Raw genomic sequence first — 16,643 nt, forward strand, 5'->3', positions numbered from 1 at the left:
AGGCTAGCGTCATTGCGAGCATGGCTGAACCACAACCCATAAAAAAAACCGCTGGCCCCCACCGCTCACCGACCTTGCCAACCCTGATTTCACGTGTTGTGAATATCTCCAACATACCAAGCAAACTCTTCAATGAGTCTGCCTGATCCGACCTCGAACTTATGACGCCGCAATCTGTGAACAAAGGTTCACAGAACGTGGACTTGGGCATCGGCTCTGTGCTCCTAGGAGCACGAGCGTTGTACAATTTGATATATTCAGAATCTTCCCGAAAGGGGAGAAGGGGGGAGCCCAGATGCGGACCCGGAACTCCCCCAAACCGCCCCGTTAAGGAGCGTCGCTAGAAGAAGTCACGTGGGGCTTAGCGCTTCGGCCAATGCCGACAGTGCGGCCTCACGTACTCTTTCTTGCCGAACCGAATGCGGACATAGTCCGTAACCGGCACCGGCATGCAGACAGGACAAGAAGCAGGGCGCATGGCGTCCTCCTTTGCTGTGGCCGGCGAGCTGGGCTCGCCCCCCTGAAGCGCCGAATACGCCCCTGCCTAAAGGCGCATCGAATCAGGACCACATTGTCTGCGAATCACAAGGTACCAGCGCGAGCAGTAGAGGTGGAGTCAGTTCGGGGTTTGTTCCCCGCCATCCCCGCCACCCCCGTCATCCCCCGCCCTTCTACAGCTACTCTACGCAAATTTCCTTTGGGAGCGGTCTTTAAGCCGGCTACGGCGGGCATCCCTTTGCTAGCACGGAACCCGCCCTCCCTCCCCCTCACCCGGCGCTCCGCGCCGACCTCTCCCCCACGGGGAGAGGTGAAGGGCGGCCGTTCACATGGAGGAGCTGACGAAGACGGAGCACGATCCCGGCTCATCGCCTACGGCGATGTCCGGGATGACGCTCTGATGCTCGGGATGACGCTCGGATGCTCGGGATGGCGCACTTCGGGATGACGCTCTGACGCCGGGACCACGCCCCTTCATCGAGTGCGCCGCCTCCACGGGGCGCGCCCGGCTCCCTCTCCCCGTCGGGGAGAGGGCTGGGGTGAGGGGCCGGGACGCTTCAGGAAAGAAACCGCGCGCGCCCTCACCCGGCTGATCGCGCCGACCTCTCCCCCACGGGGAGAGGTGAAGAACCGCCGGCTTTCAGGCGGGGCAGCCGGACCCGTCTGGAGACCGGCGGCCTGCCTCTCAGAGCCCGTGCGACTTGGCGTGGGCGAGGAGCTTGATCTCCTTCAGCAGCGCCTCGACGCCGCCGAGCACGAAGCTCTTGGTCTTGTCATCAGTGAACACCCCGTCCTTCACCTTCTCGGCGACCGAGGGGATGGCGAGGTGCGGGTAGTCGATGACGCGCGAGCCGGCGGCGCTCAGCGTCTCGCGGACCTGCGCCTGGGCGCGGATGCCGCCGGTGGAGCCGGGCGAGGAGGTGAGCACGAGCGCCGGCTTGCCGCGCAGCGCGCCCTTGCCATAGGGGCGCGAGCCCCAGTCGATGGCGTTCTTCAGCGCGCCGGAGGTGCCGTAATTATATTCCGGCGAGGCGAGGATGACGCCGTCCGCCGCCGCGATCGCCGCGCGCAGCGCCGCCGCATGGGCCGGCGGGGTCTCGGTGTCCTCGTCCTGGTTGTACATCTCGACGCCGTTCAGGCGGAACACGGTGAGGTCCGCCGTGTCGGCCAGCGCGACCTTCAGCGCCTCGAGGACGGCGGTGGAGAAGGAGCCGGCGCGCAGGCTGCCGGAAATGCCGAGGATCTTCGGGCGGTCGGTCATGAAAGCTCTACTCCTTGGGCGGCGCGCCGCCGGTATGGGAACGCGGATCGCGTGCAAGATCACGGCCGCGCCAGCGGAACTCAAGGGGGCAGATTTGCAGATCCGCACACAAAAGCTTGCGCGGAACGCATGACCTTGCGGCAATGACCTAGCGGCAACGACCGTCAGGCGCCCGCCAGGGGCGCGGCGCGCGGCGGGAACCTGCGGCGGGGGCGCGCGTTTGCCCGCTCCGCGAAGCGTGCTACCGATTCGCGGGAGTTGCGCAGCAGGAAGGCCCGCTTGTGATTCTGACCGACCGCGACATTCTCGACGCCCTCGCCGCCGGCACGCTCAGCATCGAGCCGCCGCCCCCGGCGGAGTTCTACGCGCCGAACGGCGTGGACCTCCGGCTCGACAGCCGGCTCACCCTCTACCGCGCGCCGGGGCCGGAGGAAGATCCGGTGATCGACCCGGCGGGGCCGGGCTACAGTTTTCGCGAGGCGATCACCCGGATGGCCGATGACATCGAGATCGGCGAGGAGGGCTTCGTGCTCGACCCCGGCCGGCTGGTGCTGGGCTGGACGCTGGAGCGGGTCGATTTCGGCGCCGGGGCGCGGCTCGCCGCGCGCGTCGAGGGCAAGAGTTCACTCGCACGGATCGGCCTGATCGTCCACCTGACTGCACCGACCATCCACGCCGGATCGACCGGCCGCATCCAGCTCGAGATCATCAATCTCGGCCCGCGCCCGATCCGCCTGCGCAGCGGTATGAAGGTGTGCCAGCTGATCCTGGAGCAGACGCTGGGCGTGCCCCAGCGCAGCTATGGCGGGCAGTTCGCCGGCCAGCGGGCGGCCGGCTGATCCGGCCCGAAAGCTGACCGGATTATATTACCGCTTGCCGGTGCGCGCCTTGCGGGCGGCATAACGCTCGTCGCGCTTGGCCTTGGCAGCGGCGACGGCAGCCTTGGCCTCGTCCAGCGCCGCGGTGCGCGCGGCGATTTCAGCGGCGACAGCGGCTTCGCGCGCGGCGGCTTCCTCGGCGAGGCGGGCTTCCTTGGCGATGCGCTTGGCCTCGGCGGCCGCGGCGCGGGCCTCGGCCTGCGCCTTGCGCTCGGCGGCGCGGGCAAGCACGGCCGGGTCATCGGCGGCGGGGCGCTTGGCGAGTTGTTCCAGCAGGCGGGCCTTGGCGGCAGCGGCGTTCTTCTGGCGGTCGTGGAAAGAGTCGATCGTTTTCATGCGCGTTCTTTAACCCCAGAACGGCCGGATTAACAGCCGGGGCAGGCGATTTTGCTGGTGTTGCCCGCCGATTTGAGGCAGCGCCACAGGGCGACGCGAAATTTGATCGCCGCGCCCGGTTTCAAAACCCGCCATCTTCTGGAAGGGAGAGCGCCTTGCCGCCGCTCGGGCGATTCCGCCGGGTGGGCCGGGCGCGCGTGGCCGTACCATGACACCGAGAGACGTCTCCGCCTATCTGTTCCTGGCCATCGCCTGGGGCCTGTCCTTCATGTGCGTGGTGCAGGCGGTGCACGGCTTCGGCTGGGCGGGCGCGGTGGCGTTCCGCGCCTTCATCGCCGCCGGCACGCTGCTGCTGATTGCACGGCTGCGCCGCAAGCGGCTGGATTTCTCCTGCGGGATCAAGCCGCTGATGATCGTGGGGGCGACCACCGTGGCGGGTCAGCTGGTGTTCCTGTCCTATGGCATGCCGCTCATCGGCACGGCCATGTCGGCGATCCTCGTCGCCACCATCCCGGTCTTCTCCATGCTGATCGCCAGGGTCTGGGGCGTCGAGCGGCTGAATGGCGGGGCGGTGGCGGGCATTGCGCTGGGCGCGCTCGGTATCCTGCTGCTGGTGGGTTTCCCCGCCGTGCCGGTCACGGCCGATTTTCTCATCGGCTGCGCGGCGACGCTGGTGGCGACCTTCTCCGCCGCCTTCGGCAGCGTCTATGCCGGGCGCCGGCTGAAGGGCGTCGGCACCAGCGAAGCCACCATCGGCGCGTTCATTTCCGGCGGCCTGATCGCCCTGCCCCTGCTCATCCTCGCCCCCGTGCCGGGCGTGCCGGGCCTTGCCGACATCGCCGCGCTGGTGACGCTCGGCGTGGTGATGAGCGCGGCGACCTATGTGCTGTATTTCGGGCTCATCAACAGCATCGGCCCGACGCGGGCGATCAGCGTCGAATTCGCCGTCACCGGCGTTGCCGTGCTTGTCGGTACTATATTACTTGGAGAACCGCTCTCGGTGCCGCAGATCGCCGGAGCGGTGGTGATCGGGCTCGGCTGCGCGCTGGTGCTCGGCCTCATCCGCCTGCCGCGCGGCAAGAGGCCGGCGGAGGTTACCCCGCCAGCAGCGTCGAACGGTTGAGGCGGCGCAGCGCCAGCCCGGCCCGCGCCTCGTCGCGCCGGAACGCCTCGACCGCCGCGCCGGTATAGTTCAGGTGATCGACAATCGCCCGCTCCGCCGCGTCCGGCTGGCCGGCAATGATGGCGCCGGCGAAAGCCTTGTGCTGGGCGAGCAGCGCCACGCGGAAGTCCGGCTGGGCGAAGAGCTTCTCGCGATTGAAGAAAATGTCCCGCCGCAGCATGTCGGAGAAGGCCCGCATGACGTGCAGGATGACGAGGTTATGCGAGGCCTCGTAGACGAGGCGGTGCAGTTCGATGTCGGCCTCCGCCTCCAGCGTCGCGTCCTCGGCGACATGGGCCGCCTCCATCGCCTCGATGCAGGCGGCAAGGGCGGCACGCTCGGGATCGGTGGCGCGCACCGCCGCGAGCGCCGCCGCCTTGGCCTCCACCGCCGCGCGGTACTCGAAGTAGTCGCCGGTTACCTGCTCGCTGGATTGCAGCAGCGCGACCAGCGGCTCGGTCAGTGGCGCCAGGAACTGGGCGACGCGCGTGCCGTCGCGGCTGGTGGCGAGCAGGCCGCGCGCCTCCAGCAATTGCAGCGCGTCGCGCAGCGAGGGGCGTGAGACCTCCAGCCGCTCGGCGAGGTCGCGCTCGCTCGCCAGCTTCTCGCCCGGCCGCAACACGCCTTCGAGGATCATGCGCTCGATATGCTCGGCGATGGTCTCAGCGAGCTTTCGCGTGCGCAGCGGCTCGATCATGGCGGCTCCGGAAGGGCTCGGGTCGGTGGTTCCCGATGTATGCGACAGCGGGCCGGTGCGTTCAACCAAGGATTGGGATCTTGGCCGATTGACAGGAATGGTCAAATAATTTTACCAGAACAGCATCCACTCCCCGGCGGGGCAGAGCCATGCGGGGAGGATGGGTGCCCCGTCCAAGGTGGTGGCGTCCCTCGCGGCGGGATGTCAGAACAGCGGGGAACACGACGTTCCGCAGGATCAGGGGGAGGCCGGGCGCCTTCCTTCACCCTTGAGCGGCGCCCGGTCACGCAGCAGGCGCAGAGAAAGGCCCGATATGAGCACCGTCACCAACATTCAGGATCTGCGCGCCATCGCCAAGCGCCGGGTGCCGCGGGCCATTTTCCACTACGCCGACCGCGGCTCCTATGACGAGGTGACGCTCAAGGCCAACAAGGCGGACCTCGCCGCCATCCCGCTGCGCCAGCGGGTGATGATCGACGTGTCCGAGCGCTCCACCGCGACAACGATGATCGGCGAGAAGGTCGCGCTGCCGCTCGCCATCGCCCCCACCGGCCTCACCGGCCTGTTCCACGGCGACGGCGAGATCCATGGCTGCCGCGCCGCCCATGCGGCGGGCATTCCCTTCACCCTCTCCACCATGTCCATCTGCTCCATCGAGGACGTGGCGGCTGCCGTCGACAAGCCGTTCTGGTTCCAGCTCTATGTGATGCGCGACCGTAAATTCTCGGAATCGCTGATCGAGCGCGCCAAGGCGGCGAAGTGCTCGGCGCTGGTGCTGACGCTCGACCTGCAGATCCAGGGCCAGCGCCACATGGACATCAAGAACGGTCTTGCCGTACCGCCCAAGCTGACGCTGGCCAATGCGCTCGACATCGCCACCAAGCCGCGCTGGGCGATGAGCGTGCTGATGGGCAAGCGCCATTCCTTCGGCAATCTCGCCGTGCGCCAGGAGGCCGACAGCCTCACCACCCTCTCGCAGTGGATCGCCGGTCAGTTCGATCCGTCCCTGTCGTGGAAAGATGTCGAGTGGGTGCGCTCGATCTGGCCGGGCAAGCTGATCCTCAAGGGCGTGCTGGATGTCGAGGATGCGAAAATCGCCGCCGCCACCGGCGCCGACGCCATCGTCGTGTCCAACCATGGCGGACGCCAGCTCGACGGCGCCGTCTCCTCCATCTCGGCGCTGCCCAAGGTGGTGGAAGCCGTGGGTGACAGGACGGAGATCTGGTTCGACGGCGGCGTCACCTCCGGTCAGGACATACTGAAGGCGCGGGCGCTCGGCGCGCGCGGCTGCATGATGGGAAAGGCCTTCCTCTGGTCGCTGGCGGCGGGTGGACAGGCGGGCGTCGCCCAAGCCATCGACATCATGCGCAAAGAGCTCGACGTCTCGATGGCGCTGACCGGCGTCAAGGACATCGAGACCGTCGACCGCAGCGTGCTGGCGCTCTGAGCCGGTACTCGGCGGGGCAACGTCAGCGGCGTGGCGCAGGCCGCAGCCTTGTATCGGCGCCGCGCGGCAGGCGCAGCGGCCAGCGCACCATATGCTCGATGAAATCTTCCAGCGGCAGGTCGTCCTCCAGCGCCGCCACCTTGCCGCGCACCGAAACGCCGGCCTGATGGACGGTGTCGCGGTTGCCGGAGACGAGGTGGTGCCACCAGTAGAGATCGCGCCCCTCCTCGACCAGCCGGTAGGCGCAGGAGGGCGGCAGCCAGCCGAGCGCGCGCACCGTCTCCGGCGTCAGCCGCACACAGTCCGGCACCTGCGCCTGCCGGTTGGGATAGTCGCGGCAGCGACAGCCATCGTCGTCCAGCAGCTTGCAGCCGATATCGGTATAGGCGATCGCCTCGCTGTCCTCGTCCTGCAGCTTGACCAGGCAGCAGCGTCCGCAGCCATCGCACAGGCTCTCCCACTCGGCCGCGTCCATCTCTTCGAGCGACTTGGCGCGCCAGAAAGGTTCGTCGGCCGGGGTCATTGCGGGTCCATCAGGCTGGGAGTGAGCGGCGGAGGGCCTGCGCCCGCCCGCTTGAACCTGCGTGGCTAGCCGATCTTGCGGCCCATGTCTTTCAGGATTTCGCGAGCGGCATTGTGGCCGGGAATGCCGGAGACGCCGCCACCCGGATGCATGGAGGCGCCGCAGATGTATAGCGCGCCGATCGGCGTGCGGTAATCGGCATAGCCGGACACCGGCCGCTGGAAGAAAAGCTGGTCCGCCGACAGCTCGCCCTGGAAGATATGGCCCTGCGGCAGATTGACGATCCGCTCGATGTCCGGCGGCAGCAGAAGCTGGGCGTCGATCACGTCATTGCGGAAGCCGGGGGCGAAGCGCTCGATCACATCGAACACGTTCTTCTCGAAATTCGCCCGCTCATCGGCCCAGTCGCCGCCCTTCAGCGTGTGGGGCGCATGGCCGCCGAACAGGTTCACCACATGCTTGCCGGGCGGGGCGAGCGTGTCGTCCACCATGGTCGGCACCACCGGGGTGATGAAGGGCGCGGCCGAGTACCCGCCATGCTTGGCGTCGTCATAGGCGCGCTCGAGATAGTCGATGTCCGGCGCGATATGCATATAGGTCGGGTAGCTGAAGGAGCCGATGGCGCCCTCCCGTCGCACGCGGTCGAGGATGCGGTATTGCGGCGGGCGCTCGCAGGCGATGTTCATCTTGAAGGCGGTGCTGAAGGTGCGGTAGCCGCGGATTTCGCGCACCACCTCGGCCGGCAGATGCTGCTCGCCGACCAGATCGCGGTAGAGATGCGGCGCCGAGGCATTGGAGATGATCGCCCGCGCCCGGTAGATGTCGCCCGCGGCGGTGACGACCTCGGTGGCGCGGTTATTGGCGATGCGGATCTCGGCGACCGGCGCGCCGGTGACGATCTGCACGCCCGACTGCCGGGCGGCGCTGGCCAGCGCCTGGGTGATCGCCCCCATGCCGCCCTTGATGAAGCCCCAGCCGCCGGCGCCCTCATGCTCGCCCATGACATGGTGCATGATGACATAGGCCGAGCCGGGCGATTTCGGGCCCGCAAAGGTGCCGATCGAGGCGTAATAGGCGAGGACCGCCATCACGCGGTCGTCCTCGAACCATTCGCGCAGGAAGTCGTAGGCCGACATGGAGAGCATGTCGACGATGCGGTACATCTTGCGGCCGACCTTGCGGTACTTCCACAGCAGCGCCGCGCCTTCGCGGAAGGTCTTCCAGTCGCGCCGCGCCGGGTCGATCGGCGTCTCCCACAGCAGCCGGCGCACGATCTGCGTGGCTTCCACCAGATAGTCGTTGAAAGCGGGATAGATCGCCGCGTCATGGGCGGAGAAGCGGGCGAAGGAGGCCTGCGTCTTGGCCACATCGTCGGAGAAGGCGATGTAGTCGTCATCGCCAATGGGCGAGACCATGTCGGAGCAGGGCAGCACCTCGAGGCCATGCGCGTGCAGGCGCAGGTCGCGGATGATGCGCGGGTGCAGCAGGCTCATCAGATAGGAGAAGATCGAGGCGCGGAAGCCGGGCGAGAACTCCTCCGTCACCGCCGCCCCGCCCACCACGTCGCGGCGCTCCAGCACCGCCACGCGCAGCCCGGCGCGGGCGAGATAATTGGCGCAGACGAGCCCGTTATGGCCGGCGCCGATGATGACGGCATCGAAGTCACGGCCGGCAAGCGCTGCGCTGGCGGCGGAGGCGGGCGAGGCACTGGCGGGGCGGGCAGACATGGCGAAGCCTCTGGCTGGCGGGTGGAAGGGATCAGAAGGAGGCGGGCGTGACGGCCCAGATCACCACGGTCTCGTGCGTGCCGGGGTTGCGGTAGCGGTGCGGCCGGTGCGAGGCGAAGCCGAAGCTGTCGCCGGCCTGCAATGTCCAGCTCTGGGTTTCGACGGTGAGTTCGAGCGTGCCGGCCACGACATAGCCGCCCTCCTCGCCCTCATGGGCATAGCCCTCCTCGATCCCCGTGCCGGGAGCGATGCGGCAGAGCAGGAATTCGAGCTGGCCGCCCATCTGCGGGGTCAGCAACTCGTCGCTGATGCCGCCGGCATAGGTGATCTGGCGGCGGGCACCCCGGCGCACCACCACCTCATCGGGCGCGGGCGTCGCCGGCGCGGCGTCCTCGCGGAAGAACCAGCCCACCGTGACGCCGAGCGACCCGGCGATCAGGTGCAGCGCCTTCACCGAGGGTTCGGAGAGGCCGCGCTCGATCTGGCTGAGCAGGCCGAGGGAAAGTCCCGTCGCTTCCGACAGCGCGGCCAGCGTCAGCTTCCTGTCCCGCCGCAGCGCGCGGATCATCTGCCCGAGCCGGGTGCCGAGGTCGGCCGCGCCGGCGGCGTCCTCGCGGGGCTCTCTCCTCTCCTCCATGACGGTCCCTCGCGCTTGCCCGTGTTGAATTTCATAAATGTGGAATCATGGAGAGCTTCGCAAGCCATATTTTCACGTACGTGAAATATCGAGAACTCCCCGGCATGACGGGCGATCCGCGACAGCCCTCGCCTGCCCTGCCGGGCTTCGCTATAAGGGCGCGGGGGCGGGTGGCATGGAGACGACGGCGTGAGCGAGCGTCGACCGGACGAGGACGCGACCGGGGAGAGCCCGGCCGGGCAGGACGCACCGCGCCCGCGCGGGGGACGGCGCCTGCGCAATTTCCTGCTCGCCATCGATTCCTGGATCGACAGCACGATCTATTCCGGCGGCGTCAATCTGCGCGCGGGCTGGGACGGGTTCGTCGCCTTCACCGAGCGCTTCAACGTGCAGGGGCCAGGCCGCTGGGCCATCGCGCTGGCCTCGGAGGGCATGACCTGGGGCGCGGTGGGCGCCGTGCTCATGCTGGCGCTGGCCATCCCCGCCTTCAAGGAAACCTCCGACGACTGGCTGAAGCGGGCCGAGCTTTCCGTCACCTTCCTCGATCGGTACGGAAACACCATCGGCGAGCGCGGCATCCGCCATAATGACACGGTGCCGCTGGAAGAATTCCCGGATCACCTCATCAAGGCGGTGCTGGCGACCGAAGACCGGCGCTTCTACGAGCATTTCGGCATCGACATTCCCGGCACGTTCCGCGCCGTTCTGTCCAATGCGCGGGCCGGCGGCGTGGTGCAGGGCGGCTCCTCGCTCACCCAGCAGCTCGCCAAGAACCTGTTCCTGTCGAATGAGCGCACACTGGAACGCAAGATCAAGGAAGCCTTCCTCGCGCTCTGGCTCGAATTCCACCTCACCAAGAACCAGATCCTCAAGCTCTATCTGGACCGCGCCTATATGGGCGGCGGCGCCTTTGGCGTGGACGCGGCGGCGCAGTATTACTTCGGCAAATCCGCCCGCGACGTGAACCTCGCGGAGGCCGCCATGCTGGCGGGCCTGTTCAAGGCGCCGTCGAAATTCGCCCCGCATGTGAACCTGCCGGCGGCGCGAGGACGCGCCTCGGTGGTGCTCGACAATCTCGTCGATGCCGGCTTCATGACCGAGGGCCAGGTGTTCGGCGCCCGCCGCAACCCAGCGACCCCCGTCGACCGCAAGCAGGACGACGTGCCGGAATATTATCTCGACTACGCCTTCAACGAGGTGAAGGGCATCGTCGACACGCTGCCCAAGAGCTACGCCGAGCGCTCCTTCATCGTCCGCACGGCGCTGGACCCGAACATCCAGAAGGCCGCCGACACCGCCATTCGCGACAGCTTGCGCCAGTTCGGCAAGGACTATGGCGCCAGCCAGTCGGCCATGGTGGTGATGGAGCCGAGCGGGGCGGTGCGCGCCATGGTCGGCGGGCGCGACTATGGCGAGAGCCAGTTCAACCGCGCCACCGACGCGTTGCGCCAGCCCGGCTCGTCCTTCAAGCCGTATGTGTATACCGCCGCGCTGATGACCGGGAAATACACCCCGCAGACCATCGTGGTGGACGGGCCGATCTGCATCGGCAACTGGTGCCCGCAGAATTATGGCCGCTCCTATGCCGGCTCGATCCCTCTCATCACCGCGCTGACCCGCTCGCTGAACACGGTGGCGGTGAAGCTGGCGGAGAATATCGGCCGTGGCCGCATCGTCGATCTCGCCCATGCAATGGGCGTGAAAAGCGAGCTCAAGATCACCCGCGCTTTGCCGCTCGGCGCCGCCGAAGTGACGGTGCTCGACCAAGCGACCGGCTACGCCGTCTTCGCCAATGGCGGCATGTCGGTCTCGCCCCATGCGGTGATCGAGATGCGCACCCCCGCCGGCGAGCCGGTGTGGAACTTCGCGCAGGACGGGCCGAAGTCGAAGCAGGTCATCCCGCCCAACATCATCGCCATGATCAACCCCATGCTGAACAGCGTGGTGGAGAACGGCACCGGCCGGCGCGCGATGATTCCGGGCACCAAGGTCTCCGGCAAGACCGGCACGACCAATGCCTATCGCGACGCGTGGTTCGTCGGCTTCACCGGCAATTACGTCGGCGCCATCTGGTTCGGCAATGACGACTACACCTCGACCCGCAAGATGACCGGCGGCTCGCTGCCGGCGATGACCTGGCAGAAGGTGATGGCCTTCGCCCATCAGGGCATCGAGATCAAGCCGACGCCCGGCCTCGGCAACCAGCCCCCGCCCGTGCTCGACGGCGCCGTCGCGGAAGCCTCCGCCCTAAAGATCGAGGGCGTGCGCCGGCCGGTTACCCTCTCTCCCGCCGCCGCCGAGCGGCTGATGGGCCTCTCCGCCCGGATGCGCGACGCCGCCAGCCAGCCGCTGCGGCGCCCGACCGCCGCCGCCGATATCGCGGCCCCGGTGGCGACGGGCAGCAATTGAGGGCGGTGATGTTCGCGGTGATGTTCGTATCGGCCGGATTGACCTTCCCCACCCGCGCGCCCATGCATGGGCGCCCCGTCACCGCCTCGGATTGATCCGCCCTTGCGCGCCCTGCTCTTCTTCCTGACGCTGGCCATCGGCGCCGTCATCGGCCTCGGCCTCACCTGGGTGACCACGGTGCGCGGCTATGGCCCGACGGCGATCCGCGCCGGCGCGTGGGAAGCCTGGCCGAAGGCGGGAACCGAGGATGCCGATCCCTATGCGCGCGCTGCGCTCGCCCGCGCCGGCGAATTGCCGCTGGAACTGGCCGATGGCATCGCCTTCGTCGCCACCACCGACGATGCCGGCAAGCCGCTCGACGGGCGCTGCGACCTGCGCCTCTCCGGCACCGTGCCGCAGGCGCGCTTCTGGACGCTGACCGTCACCGACGAACGCGGCCGGCTGATCGAGAACGCCGCCCAGCGCAGCGGCTTCACCAGCCCGGAGGTGGTCTGGAACCGCGACGGCACGCTCGACGTCGCGCTCGGCCCCCGCGCCCGGCCAGGCAACTGGCTGCCGACCGGCGCGCGTGGACATATCGTCCTGACACTCCGCCTCTACGACACCCCCGTCGGCCTCGCCAGCCGCACCAGCGATGCGCCGGCCATGCCGAAGCTCATGACGGAGCGGTGTCCATGAAGCGGCTGATCCTGCCCATTCTCGCCGGCGTGGTGCTCGGCGGCATCGTCCATCTCGTGGGCGTACTGCTCATGCCCTATGTCGCCGACCAGGACGCCTATGCCCGCCTCGCGGCGGTCGGCGAGCTCAACACCGTCACCGGGATCGACGATCCCGGCGTCGACGGGGCGGTTCTGCCGGCCAGCGACCCGGCCTTCGTGACCGCCGTCTGCCTCTACGATCTCGCGGACGGGCCGGTAAAAATCCAGGTGCCGCCGACCGACGACTATACCTCGATCTCGTTCTACACCCGCTATGGCCTGCCCTTTTACGCGATCAACGACCGCTCGGCCAGCCGCAGCCTGATCGTGCTCGACCTGATGACCGCCAAGCAGCGCGCCGCCCTGCCCGAGGATGCGGATGTGACGGCGGCGGACCGGCTCGTGGTGGAATCACCGAGCCTCGAAGGCGTCGTGCTCATCCGCGCGCTGGTGCGCGAGCGCGGCGCCCGCGAGCAGGTGCGCACGCGGCTCGACATGGCCCGCTGCAGCAGCGCCTCATAGCGTCTCGCGTGGGGTGGCCGACGCGACAAGAGGTGCGGTCAGCGCGGGGGATGTCCGCACCATCTGCACCACCGGCAGAATAATGACCTCCGCCGCATCACCGAGGATCACCCGGCGCGGACGGCCGTCCGCCGGGTTGCGACGTGTGGGGAACGGCACGATCGAGCCCATCTCGCCCTCCGTAGCTGTCGCCCCGTGACCGGTCTGTCCCGGCCGGGACGCTGCGTTACGTCAACCGCACGCCACCATAACAAAGTGTCATGGTTAACGGCTTGCTAACGATCCAGCCCTAGCTTGGTTTCGCGAGGCTGTTGTGGCCCGCCGCACCCGATTCTCCAGCCAGCCTGCCCATGCCCTCCACACCCGGCTCCGGCCTCAAAGACCTGATCGACGATGCGCGTCGCCGGCACGAGGACACGCGGCCGGAGATGCTGCGCGCGCTGGTGAAACTCTACATCCAGGCGCCCGATCACGGCCCGGCCGAGCAGGCGCGCTTTGCCACGCTGGCGCGGCGGCTGTTCGATTCCGTCGACATCCCGGTCGCGGCCAAGCATGTGCGCGAGATCGCCGCGCGCACCGATCTGCCCCGCCAGCTCATGCTGCATCTGGCGCGTGGACCGCTGGCGGTGGCCGGGCCGGTGCTGCGCCTCTCCCCGGTGCTGACGGATGACGATCTGGTCGAGCTCGCCCGCACCGCCGCACCGGATCACCGCGCCGCTATCGGTGCCCGGCGGGATGTCTCGCCGGACCTCGCCAAGCGGCTCGCCGCGCTGCTTGATGAGCCACAGGCCGCTGCCGGGCCCGTGCCGAGTGACACCGTCTCGGGCGAGACCGGCGCCGTTGAAGACCGGCCCACCGAACCCGCTCCGGCCGACACATGGCTGGCGGTGCCCGCTGACACGGCACCGGAGGCAGGCTCCGCGCCCGTACCCACCACGGCTGATCCGGCAGCAAGCCCGGCCGAGGTCGACACGGTCGAGGTGACGGCTGCCGCCGCACCGAATTCCCCCGCGGTCCCGCCCCCCCGACCCCGGAGGAGGTGATGTCGGCGCGCGCGGAGCTTCCCGCACCACGCACGCCGGCAGCCTCGCCCGACCTCACCTTCTTCAACGCCAGCCCGGAAGAACGCACGGCGCTGCTCGCACGGCTGGTGACCCTCCCCCCGCTGCCGCTGGCCGAGCGCATAGGCGGGGGCGGCGATGCGCTGACCGAGGCGTTGCTGGACGCCGCCAAGGCGGACGACAAGGCGCGGCTCGCCGGCTTGCTGGCCGAGGCGCTCGATCTCGCGCCGGCGACCGGCCGGCGCATCGTCGCGGATGAGAGCGGGCAGGCGCTGGCCGTCGCCGCCCGCGTGCTCGGCCTGTCACTCGCCATCCTCTCGCGCATGCTGTTCCGTCTGCACCCGGCGACCGGGCGCTCGGCCGGCGAGATGACCCGGCTGGCGGAAATGTTCGATTCCCTGCCGGTTGGCAGCGCCCAGAACCTCGTCGCGCAGTGGCGCGGCGCACGCCGGGCGAGAAACGAGCGCGTGGAGGATGCTCCGCCGATCCGCAGCTATGCGGTGGCGCGCCCCGCGCCCCTCGCCACAGGCGAGACCGAGGGCCAGCGCGAGCGCGGCTGAGGTTTACTGGCTGACGGTGTCGAGGAAATGCCGGCCCTCGCGGTCCTCGATCTCGACGAACCACAAATCGGGGTCGAAGCGGATCTCCCGGCGCATCCGCTCCTCGCAATCGAGTTCGGTCGAGCCTTCGGGAACGATGGCGGCGAAGAGCCGCTCGCCGGGCTCATAGTCTCCCTCGAGCGAGGGCATGGCCGGCCCGTACAGCGTCGCCGTGCCGTCGAGCCGCGTCGCCTTGACGAAGACGGCGCCCGCCTCCTCCGCCCCGCGTCGGCGCACAGCGGCGAAGGCCCCCGCGCCATTGGCCCGGCGGATCAGCGCCGAGACCCAGATGGCACTTTTGAGCCGCATCGATCTGCTCGTTTTCCTACTGGATGGTGAAGCCGGCGACGGCGTTCAATTCGCGCACCAGCCGGTCGGAAATATCGCCGGTGACGGGCAGGCGCCGGTCACGCTCGAAGCGCTGAATGGCGTCGCGGGTCGCGTCACCGGTGCGCCCGTCGATGCGGATCGGGCCATAGCCGAGCCGCGCCAGCGCCTTCTGCACCTCCATCACCCGAGCAGACACCGCTACATCGGCCGGCGGCACGATGCCGGTGGCGGGCGCGGGAGCGATGGCGGCGGCAGGGGCAGCCGAAGCCGCGGGAGCCGCCGGGCGGGGCGGGGCCGCGGGCTTTACCGGCGGCAGCGGGGTCGCAGGAGCGGCAATGGGAGCGGCGGCCGGCGGCGCGGCAGGCTCCGCATTCATCGGCACCGGCGCGGCCTCGGGCGCCGTCGCCGGCTGGGCCGCCGGTGGGATCGGCACATGGCGCAGCTCATTGGGGGCGCTGACGGGTTTGGGCACATCCCGGCGCGCGCCCTGCAGCCACAGCGCGTTGAACAGGAAGCCGGCGCTGGCCACCGCCCCGAGGAACAGCATGAAAAGATCGGACCGGCGACGGCCCGAGCGATAGGGCTGCCCGGCGAAGCGCTCTCCGGGCAGGTCAATGTCGTCGACGAGCAGGTCGCTGGCGTAGGAACGCGGCATGTCCACCCAACCGGCGCGCCCCCCTGGCGCGTTGATCCCGCACTGTGTCATGCGGGGCTTAAGCGAACCCTAAAACATCCGCCGTGCTTAACAAGCCCTTGCGAAAATCCAGCGATTTCGCGCCTTTGCAACATCGGTTGGGCAAGGTCTTGCCGCTAGGATACGCCACTGAGGTAGTGGGTGACGGCCGCAGGATGCGTCATGTTCTTTCTGTTGCGCATGTGTTTCTGGTTGGGGCTCGTGCTCCTGCTGCTGCCGGGCATTACCGGCGGCTCCTCCAGCCATACGCCGACCGGCGAACCGAAGGTCAGCCCGATGGAGGCACTCTCCGCCGCTTCCTCCGCCGTGGCGGATGCCGGCGGCTTCTGCTCCCGCCAGCCGCAGGCCTGCGCCATCGGCGCCGGTCTGATCGAGATGATCGGAGAGCGGGCACAGGCGGGCGCGCAGTTCGCCCTGGCCTATATCAGCGAGCAGCTCATCGAGGAAAAACGCAAGGCCGCCTCCCGCGCGGCTGGTGCCCCGGCGGGCGACACGCTGACCACTCATGATCTCAGCCCGGCCTGGCAGGGCCCGAGACTGCCCGCCTCCCCCAGCGCCACGGGCGCGAACACACCGCCCCCGTCTCCGGTCGAGGCGACGCCCGGCGCCCCCGGCTCATCCGTGCCGCTGCCGCCGAAAAGGCCCGCCTGAGACGCCGACGGCCATTGCGCCGGGCCATGCCGCGCCCCTATATGCGCCCCTTGAGAGGCGCTGATGAGCACACGCACGATCGACAGCATCATCGAGGATTTTGAACTCCTCGATAATTGGGACGACCGCTACCGCTACCTGATCGAGCTCGGGCGCGCGCTGCCGCCCTTCCCGGAGGAAGCGCGCAGCGAGGCCACCAAGGTGCAGGGCTGCGCCAGCCAGGTATGGCTGGTCAGCGAGACGGCCACCGCTCCCGAAGGACCGGCGCTCGCCTTCCTCGGCGATTCCGACGCGCATATCGTGCGCGGGCTGATCGCCATCCTGCTGGCGCTCTATTCCGGCCGACCGGCGCCGGACATCCTCGCCGCCGACCCGGCCGCCGTGTTCCAGCGGATCGGCCTCAAGGATCATCTCACCCCGCAGCGCTCGAACGGGCTGCGCTCCATGGTCGAGCGCATCCGCGCCGATGCCCGGCAGGCGGTGGCGACCTCCGCCGCCTGAAACTTCTCGCTA

General features: G+C 68.8%; 19 protein-coding genes. 10 read left to right on the forward strand and 9 right to left on the reverse strand.

Annotated elements, in window-relative coordinates; all coding sequences use genetic code 11:
- Positions 1 to 1,183: 1,183 nt before the first annotated feature.
- Positions 1,184 to 1,759, reverse strand: coding sequence for an NADPH-dependent FMN reductase (locus OU996_RS20175; protein ID WP_267583367.1), 576 nt, complete (start codon positions 1,757 to 1,759; stop codon positions 1,184 to 1,186).
- A 281-nt stretch (positions 1,760 to 2,040) separates the two neighbouring features.
- Between OU996_RS20175 and dcd the strand changes: the two genes are divergently transcribed.
- Positions 2,041 to 2,598, forward strand: a complete 558-nt coding sequence (gene dcd / locus OU996_RS20180; protein ID WP_267583368.1) for a dCTP deaminase — start codon at positions 2,041 to 2,043, stop codon at positions 2,596 to 2,598.
- A 27-nt stretch (positions 2,599 to 2,625) separates the two neighbouring features.
- Here dcd and OU996_RS20185 read toward each other — a convergent pair whose 3' ends face one another.
- Positions 2,626 to 2,973, reverse strand: a complete 348-nt coding sequence (locus OU996_RS20185; protein ID WP_267583369.1) for a DUF6481 family protein — start codon at positions 2,971 to 2,973, stop codon at positions 2,626 to 2,628.
- A 208-nt stretch (positions 2,974 to 3,181) separates the two neighbouring features.
- Between OU996_RS20185 and OU996_RS20190 the strand changes: the two genes are divergently transcribed.
- A complete protein-coding gene (locus OU996_RS20190; RefSeq protein WP_267583370.1) occupies positions 3,182 to 4,096 on the forward strand; it encodes a DMT family transporter in 915 nt (304 codons plus the stop codon).
- Here the strand turns inward: OU996_RS20190 and OU996_RS20195 are convergent.
- Positions 4,068 to 4,832 (reverse strand): FCD domain-containing protein, encoded by a 765-nt coding sequence (locus OU996_RS20195; RefSeq protein ID WP_267583371.1) that lies wholly within the window; start codon positions 4,830 to 4,832, stop codon positions 4,068 to 4,070. The genes OU996_RS20190 and OU996_RS20195 overlap by 29 nt on opposite strands.
- Positions 4,833 to 5,145: 313 nt before the next feature.
- On the opposite strand from OU996_RS20195, the gene OU996_RS20200 reads away from it, so the two are divergent.
- Positions 5,146 to 6,279 carry an alpha-hydroxy acid oxidase gene (locus tag OU996_RS20200; protein WP_267583372.1) on the forward strand — a complete coding sequence of 378 codons (1,134 nt, stop codon included), beginning with the start codon at positions 5,146 to 5,148 and terminating at the stop codon, positions 6,277 to 6,279.
- 22 nt (positions 6,280 to 6,301) lie between these two features.
- On the opposite strand, the gene OU996_RS20205 is transcribed toward OU996_RS20200, so the two are convergent.
- The 3 genes from OU996_RS20205 to OU996_RS20215 form a co-directional block, all read right to left on the reverse strand.
- Entirely contained in the window at positions 6,302 to 6,802 is a 501-nt protein-coding gene (locus tag OU996_RS20205; protein ID WP_267583373.1) for a YcgN family cysteine cluster protein, read from the reverse strand.
- 65 nt (positions 6,803 to 6,867) lie between these two features.
- Positions 6,868 to 8,529 carry a phytoene desaturase family protein gene (locus OU996_RS20210; RefSeq protein WP_267583374.1) on the reverse strand — a complete coding sequence of 554 codons (1,662 nt, stop codon included), beginning with the start codon at positions 8,527 to 8,529 and terminating at the stop codon, positions 6,868 to 6,870.
- 31 nt (positions 8,530 to 8,560) lie between these two features.
- Entirely contained in the window at positions 8,561 to 9,166 is a 606-nt protein-coding gene (locus OU996_RS20215; RefSeq protein WP_267583375.1) for a cupin domain-containing protein, read from the reverse strand.
- Between the two features lie 189 nt (positions 9,167 to 9,355).
- On the opposite strand from OU996_RS20215, the gene OU996_RS20220 reads away from it, so the two are divergent.
- The 3 genes from OU996_RS20220 to OU996_RS20230 all read left to right on the forward strand — a co-directional run bounded on the left by OU996_RS20220 (position 9,356) and on the right by OU996_RS20230 (position 12,795).
- Positions 9,356 to 11,575 carry a transglycosylase domain-containing protein gene (locus tag OU996_RS20220; RefSeq protein ID WP_420712656.1) on the forward strand — a complete coding sequence of 740 codons (2,220 nt, stop codon included), beginning with the start codon at positions 9,356 to 9,358 and terminating at the stop codon, positions 11,573 to 11,575.
- Between the two features lie 102 nt (positions 11,576 to 11,677).
- Positions 11,678 to 12,253, forward strand: coding sequence for a DUF1214 domain-containing protein (locus OU996_RS20225; RefSeq protein ID WP_267583376.1), 576 nt, complete (start codon positions 11,678 to 11,680; stop codon positions 12,251 to 12,253).
- Complete coding sequence (locus OU996_RS20230; protein WP_267583377.1) at positions 12,250 to 12,795, forward strand: DUF1254 domain-containing protein; 546 nt, start codon at positions 12,250 to 12,252, stop codon at positions 12,793 to 12,795. Before OU996_RS20225 ends, OU996_RS20230 begins: the two co-directional genes overlap by 4 nt.
- On the opposite strand, the gene OU996_RS20235 is transcribed toward OU996_RS20230, so the two are convergent.
- Complete coding sequence (locus tag OU996_RS20235) at positions 12,790 to 12,966, reverse strand: hypothetical protein (protein ID WP_267583378.1); 177 nt, start codon at positions 12,964 to 12,966, stop codon at positions 12,790 to 12,792. The genes OU996_RS20230 and OU996_RS20235 overlap by 6 nt on opposite strands.
- 179 nt (positions 12,967 to 13,145) lie before the next feature.
- Here OU996_RS20235 and OU996_RS20240 point away from each other — a divergent pair, with 179 nt between their 5' ends.
- Positions 13,146 to 13,838, forward strand: coding sequence for a DUF2336 domain-containing protein (locus OU996_RS20240; protein WP_267583379.1), 693 nt, complete (start codon positions 13,146 to 13,148; stop codon positions 13,836 to 13,838).
- The gene (locus tag OU996_RS20245; RefSeq protein WP_267583380.1) at positions 13,838 to 14,416 is read left to right on the forward strand and encodes a DUF2336 domain-containing protein; all 579 of its coding nucleotides are present in this window, start codon (positions 13,838 to 13,840) and stop codon (positions 14,414 to 14,416) included. The genes OU996_RS20240 and OU996_RS20245 overlap by 1 nt, the downstream gene beginning before the upstream one ends.
- A 3-nt stretch (positions 14,417 to 14,419) precedes the next feature.
- Here the strand turns inward: OU996_RS20245 and OU996_RS20250 are convergent, their stop codons facing one another.
- Positions 14,420 to 14,764 carry a DUF1491 family protein gene (locus OU996_RS20250; protein WP_267583381.1) on the reverse strand — a complete coding sequence of 115 codons (345 nt, stop codon included), beginning with the start codon at positions 14,762 to 14,764 and terminating at the stop codon, positions 14,420 to 14,422.
- Positions 14,765 to 14,780: 16 nt separating this feature from the next.
- Entirely contained in the window at positions 14,781 to 15,440 is a 660-nt protein-coding gene (locus OU996_RS20255; protein ID WP_267583382.1) for a peptidoglycan-binding domain-containing protein, read from the reverse strand.
- A 201-nt stretch (positions 15,441 to 15,641) separates the two neighbouring features.
- On the opposite strand from OU996_RS20255, the gene OU996_RS20260 reads away from it, so the two are divergent.
- Both OU996_RS20260 and OU996_RS20265 read left to right on the forward strand, forming a co-directional pair.
- The gene (locus OU996_RS20260; RefSeq protein ID WP_267583383.1) at positions 15,642 to 16,130 is read left to right on the forward strand and encodes a DUF5330 domain-containing protein; all 489 of its coding nucleotides are present in this window, start codon (positions 15,642 to 15,644) and stop codon (positions 16,128 to 16,130) included.
- A 63-nt stretch (positions 16,131 to 16,193) separates the two neighbouring features.
- Positions 16,194 to 16,631 (forward strand): SufE family protein, encoded by a 438-nt coding sequence (locus OU996_RS20265; RefSeq protein WP_267583384.1) that lies wholly within the window; start codon positions 16,194 to 16,196, stop codon positions 16,629 to 16,631.
- The last annotated feature ends 12 nt before the right edge of the window (positions 16,632 to 16,643 follow it).

The sequence above is a fragment of the Ancylobacter sp. SL191 genome (assembly GCF_026625645.1).
Classification (GTDB): Bacteria; Pseudomonadota; Alphaproteobacteria; order Rhizobiales; family Xanthobacteraceae; genus Ancylobacter.

Coding starts and splice junctions, on each gene's coding strand:
- OU996_RS20175 (WP_267583367.1), bottom strand. CDS start 1,759: ATGACCGACCGCCCGAAGATCCTCGGCATTTCCGGCAGCCTGCGCGCC.
- OU996_RS20185 (WP_267583369.1), bottom strand. CDS start 2,973: ATGAAAACGATCGACTCTTTCCACGACCGCCAGAAGAACGCCGCTGCC.
- OU996_RS20190 (WP_267583370.1), top strand. CDS start 3,182: ATGACACCGAGAGACGTCTCCGCCTATCTGTTCCTGGCCATCGCCTGG.
- OU996_RS20195 (WP_267583371.1), bottom strand. CDS start 4,832: ATGATCGAGCCGCTGCGCACGCGAAAGCTCGCTGAGACCATCGCCGAG.
- OU996_RS20200 (WP_267583372.1), top strand. CDS start 5,146: ATGAGCACCGTCACCAACATTCAGGATCTGCGCGCCATCGCCAAGCGC.
- OU996_RS20205 (WP_267583373.1), bottom strand. CDS start 6,802: ATGACCCCGGCCGACGAACCTTTCTGGCGCGCCAAGTCGCTCGAAGAG.
- OU996_RS20210 (WP_267583374.1), bottom strand. CDS start 8,529: ATGTCTGCCCGCCCCGCCAGTGCCTCGCCCGCCTCCGCCGCCAGCGCA.
- OU996_RS20215 (WP_267583375.1), bottom strand. CDS start 9,166: ATGGAGGAGAGGAGAGAGCCCCGCGAGGACGCCGCCGGCGCGGCCGAC.
- OU996_RS20230 (WP_267583377.1), top strand. CDS start 12,250: ATGAAGCGGCTGATCCTGCCCATTCTCGCCGGCGTGGTGCTCGGCGGC.
- OU996_RS20235 (WP_267583378.1), bottom strand. CDS start 12,966: ATGGGCTCGATCGTGCCGTTCCCCACACGTCGCAACCCGGCGGACGGC.
- OU996_RS20240 (WP_267583379.1), top strand. CDS start 13,146: ATGCCCTCCACACCCGGCTCCGGCCTCAAAGACCTGATCGACGATGCG.
- OU996_RS20245 (WP_267583380.1), top strand. CDS start 13,838: ATGTCGGCGCGCGCGGAGCTTCCCGCACCACGCACGCCGGCAGCCTCG.
- OU996_RS20250 (WP_267583381.1), bottom strand. CDS start 14,764: ATGCGGCTCAAAAGTGCCATCTGGGTCTCGGCGCTGATCCGCCGGGCC.
- OU996_RS20255 (WP_267583382.1), bottom strand. CDS start 15,440: ATGCCGCGTTCCTACGCCAGCGACCTGCTCGTCGACGACATTGACCTG.
- OU996_RS20260 (WP_267583383.1), top strand. CDS start 15,642: ATGTTCTTTCTGTTGCGCATGTGTTTCTGGTTGGGGCTCGTGCTCCTG.
- OU996_RS20265 (WP_267583384.1), top strand. CDS start 16,194: ATGAGCACACGCACGATCGACAGCATCATCGAGGATTTTGAACTCCTC.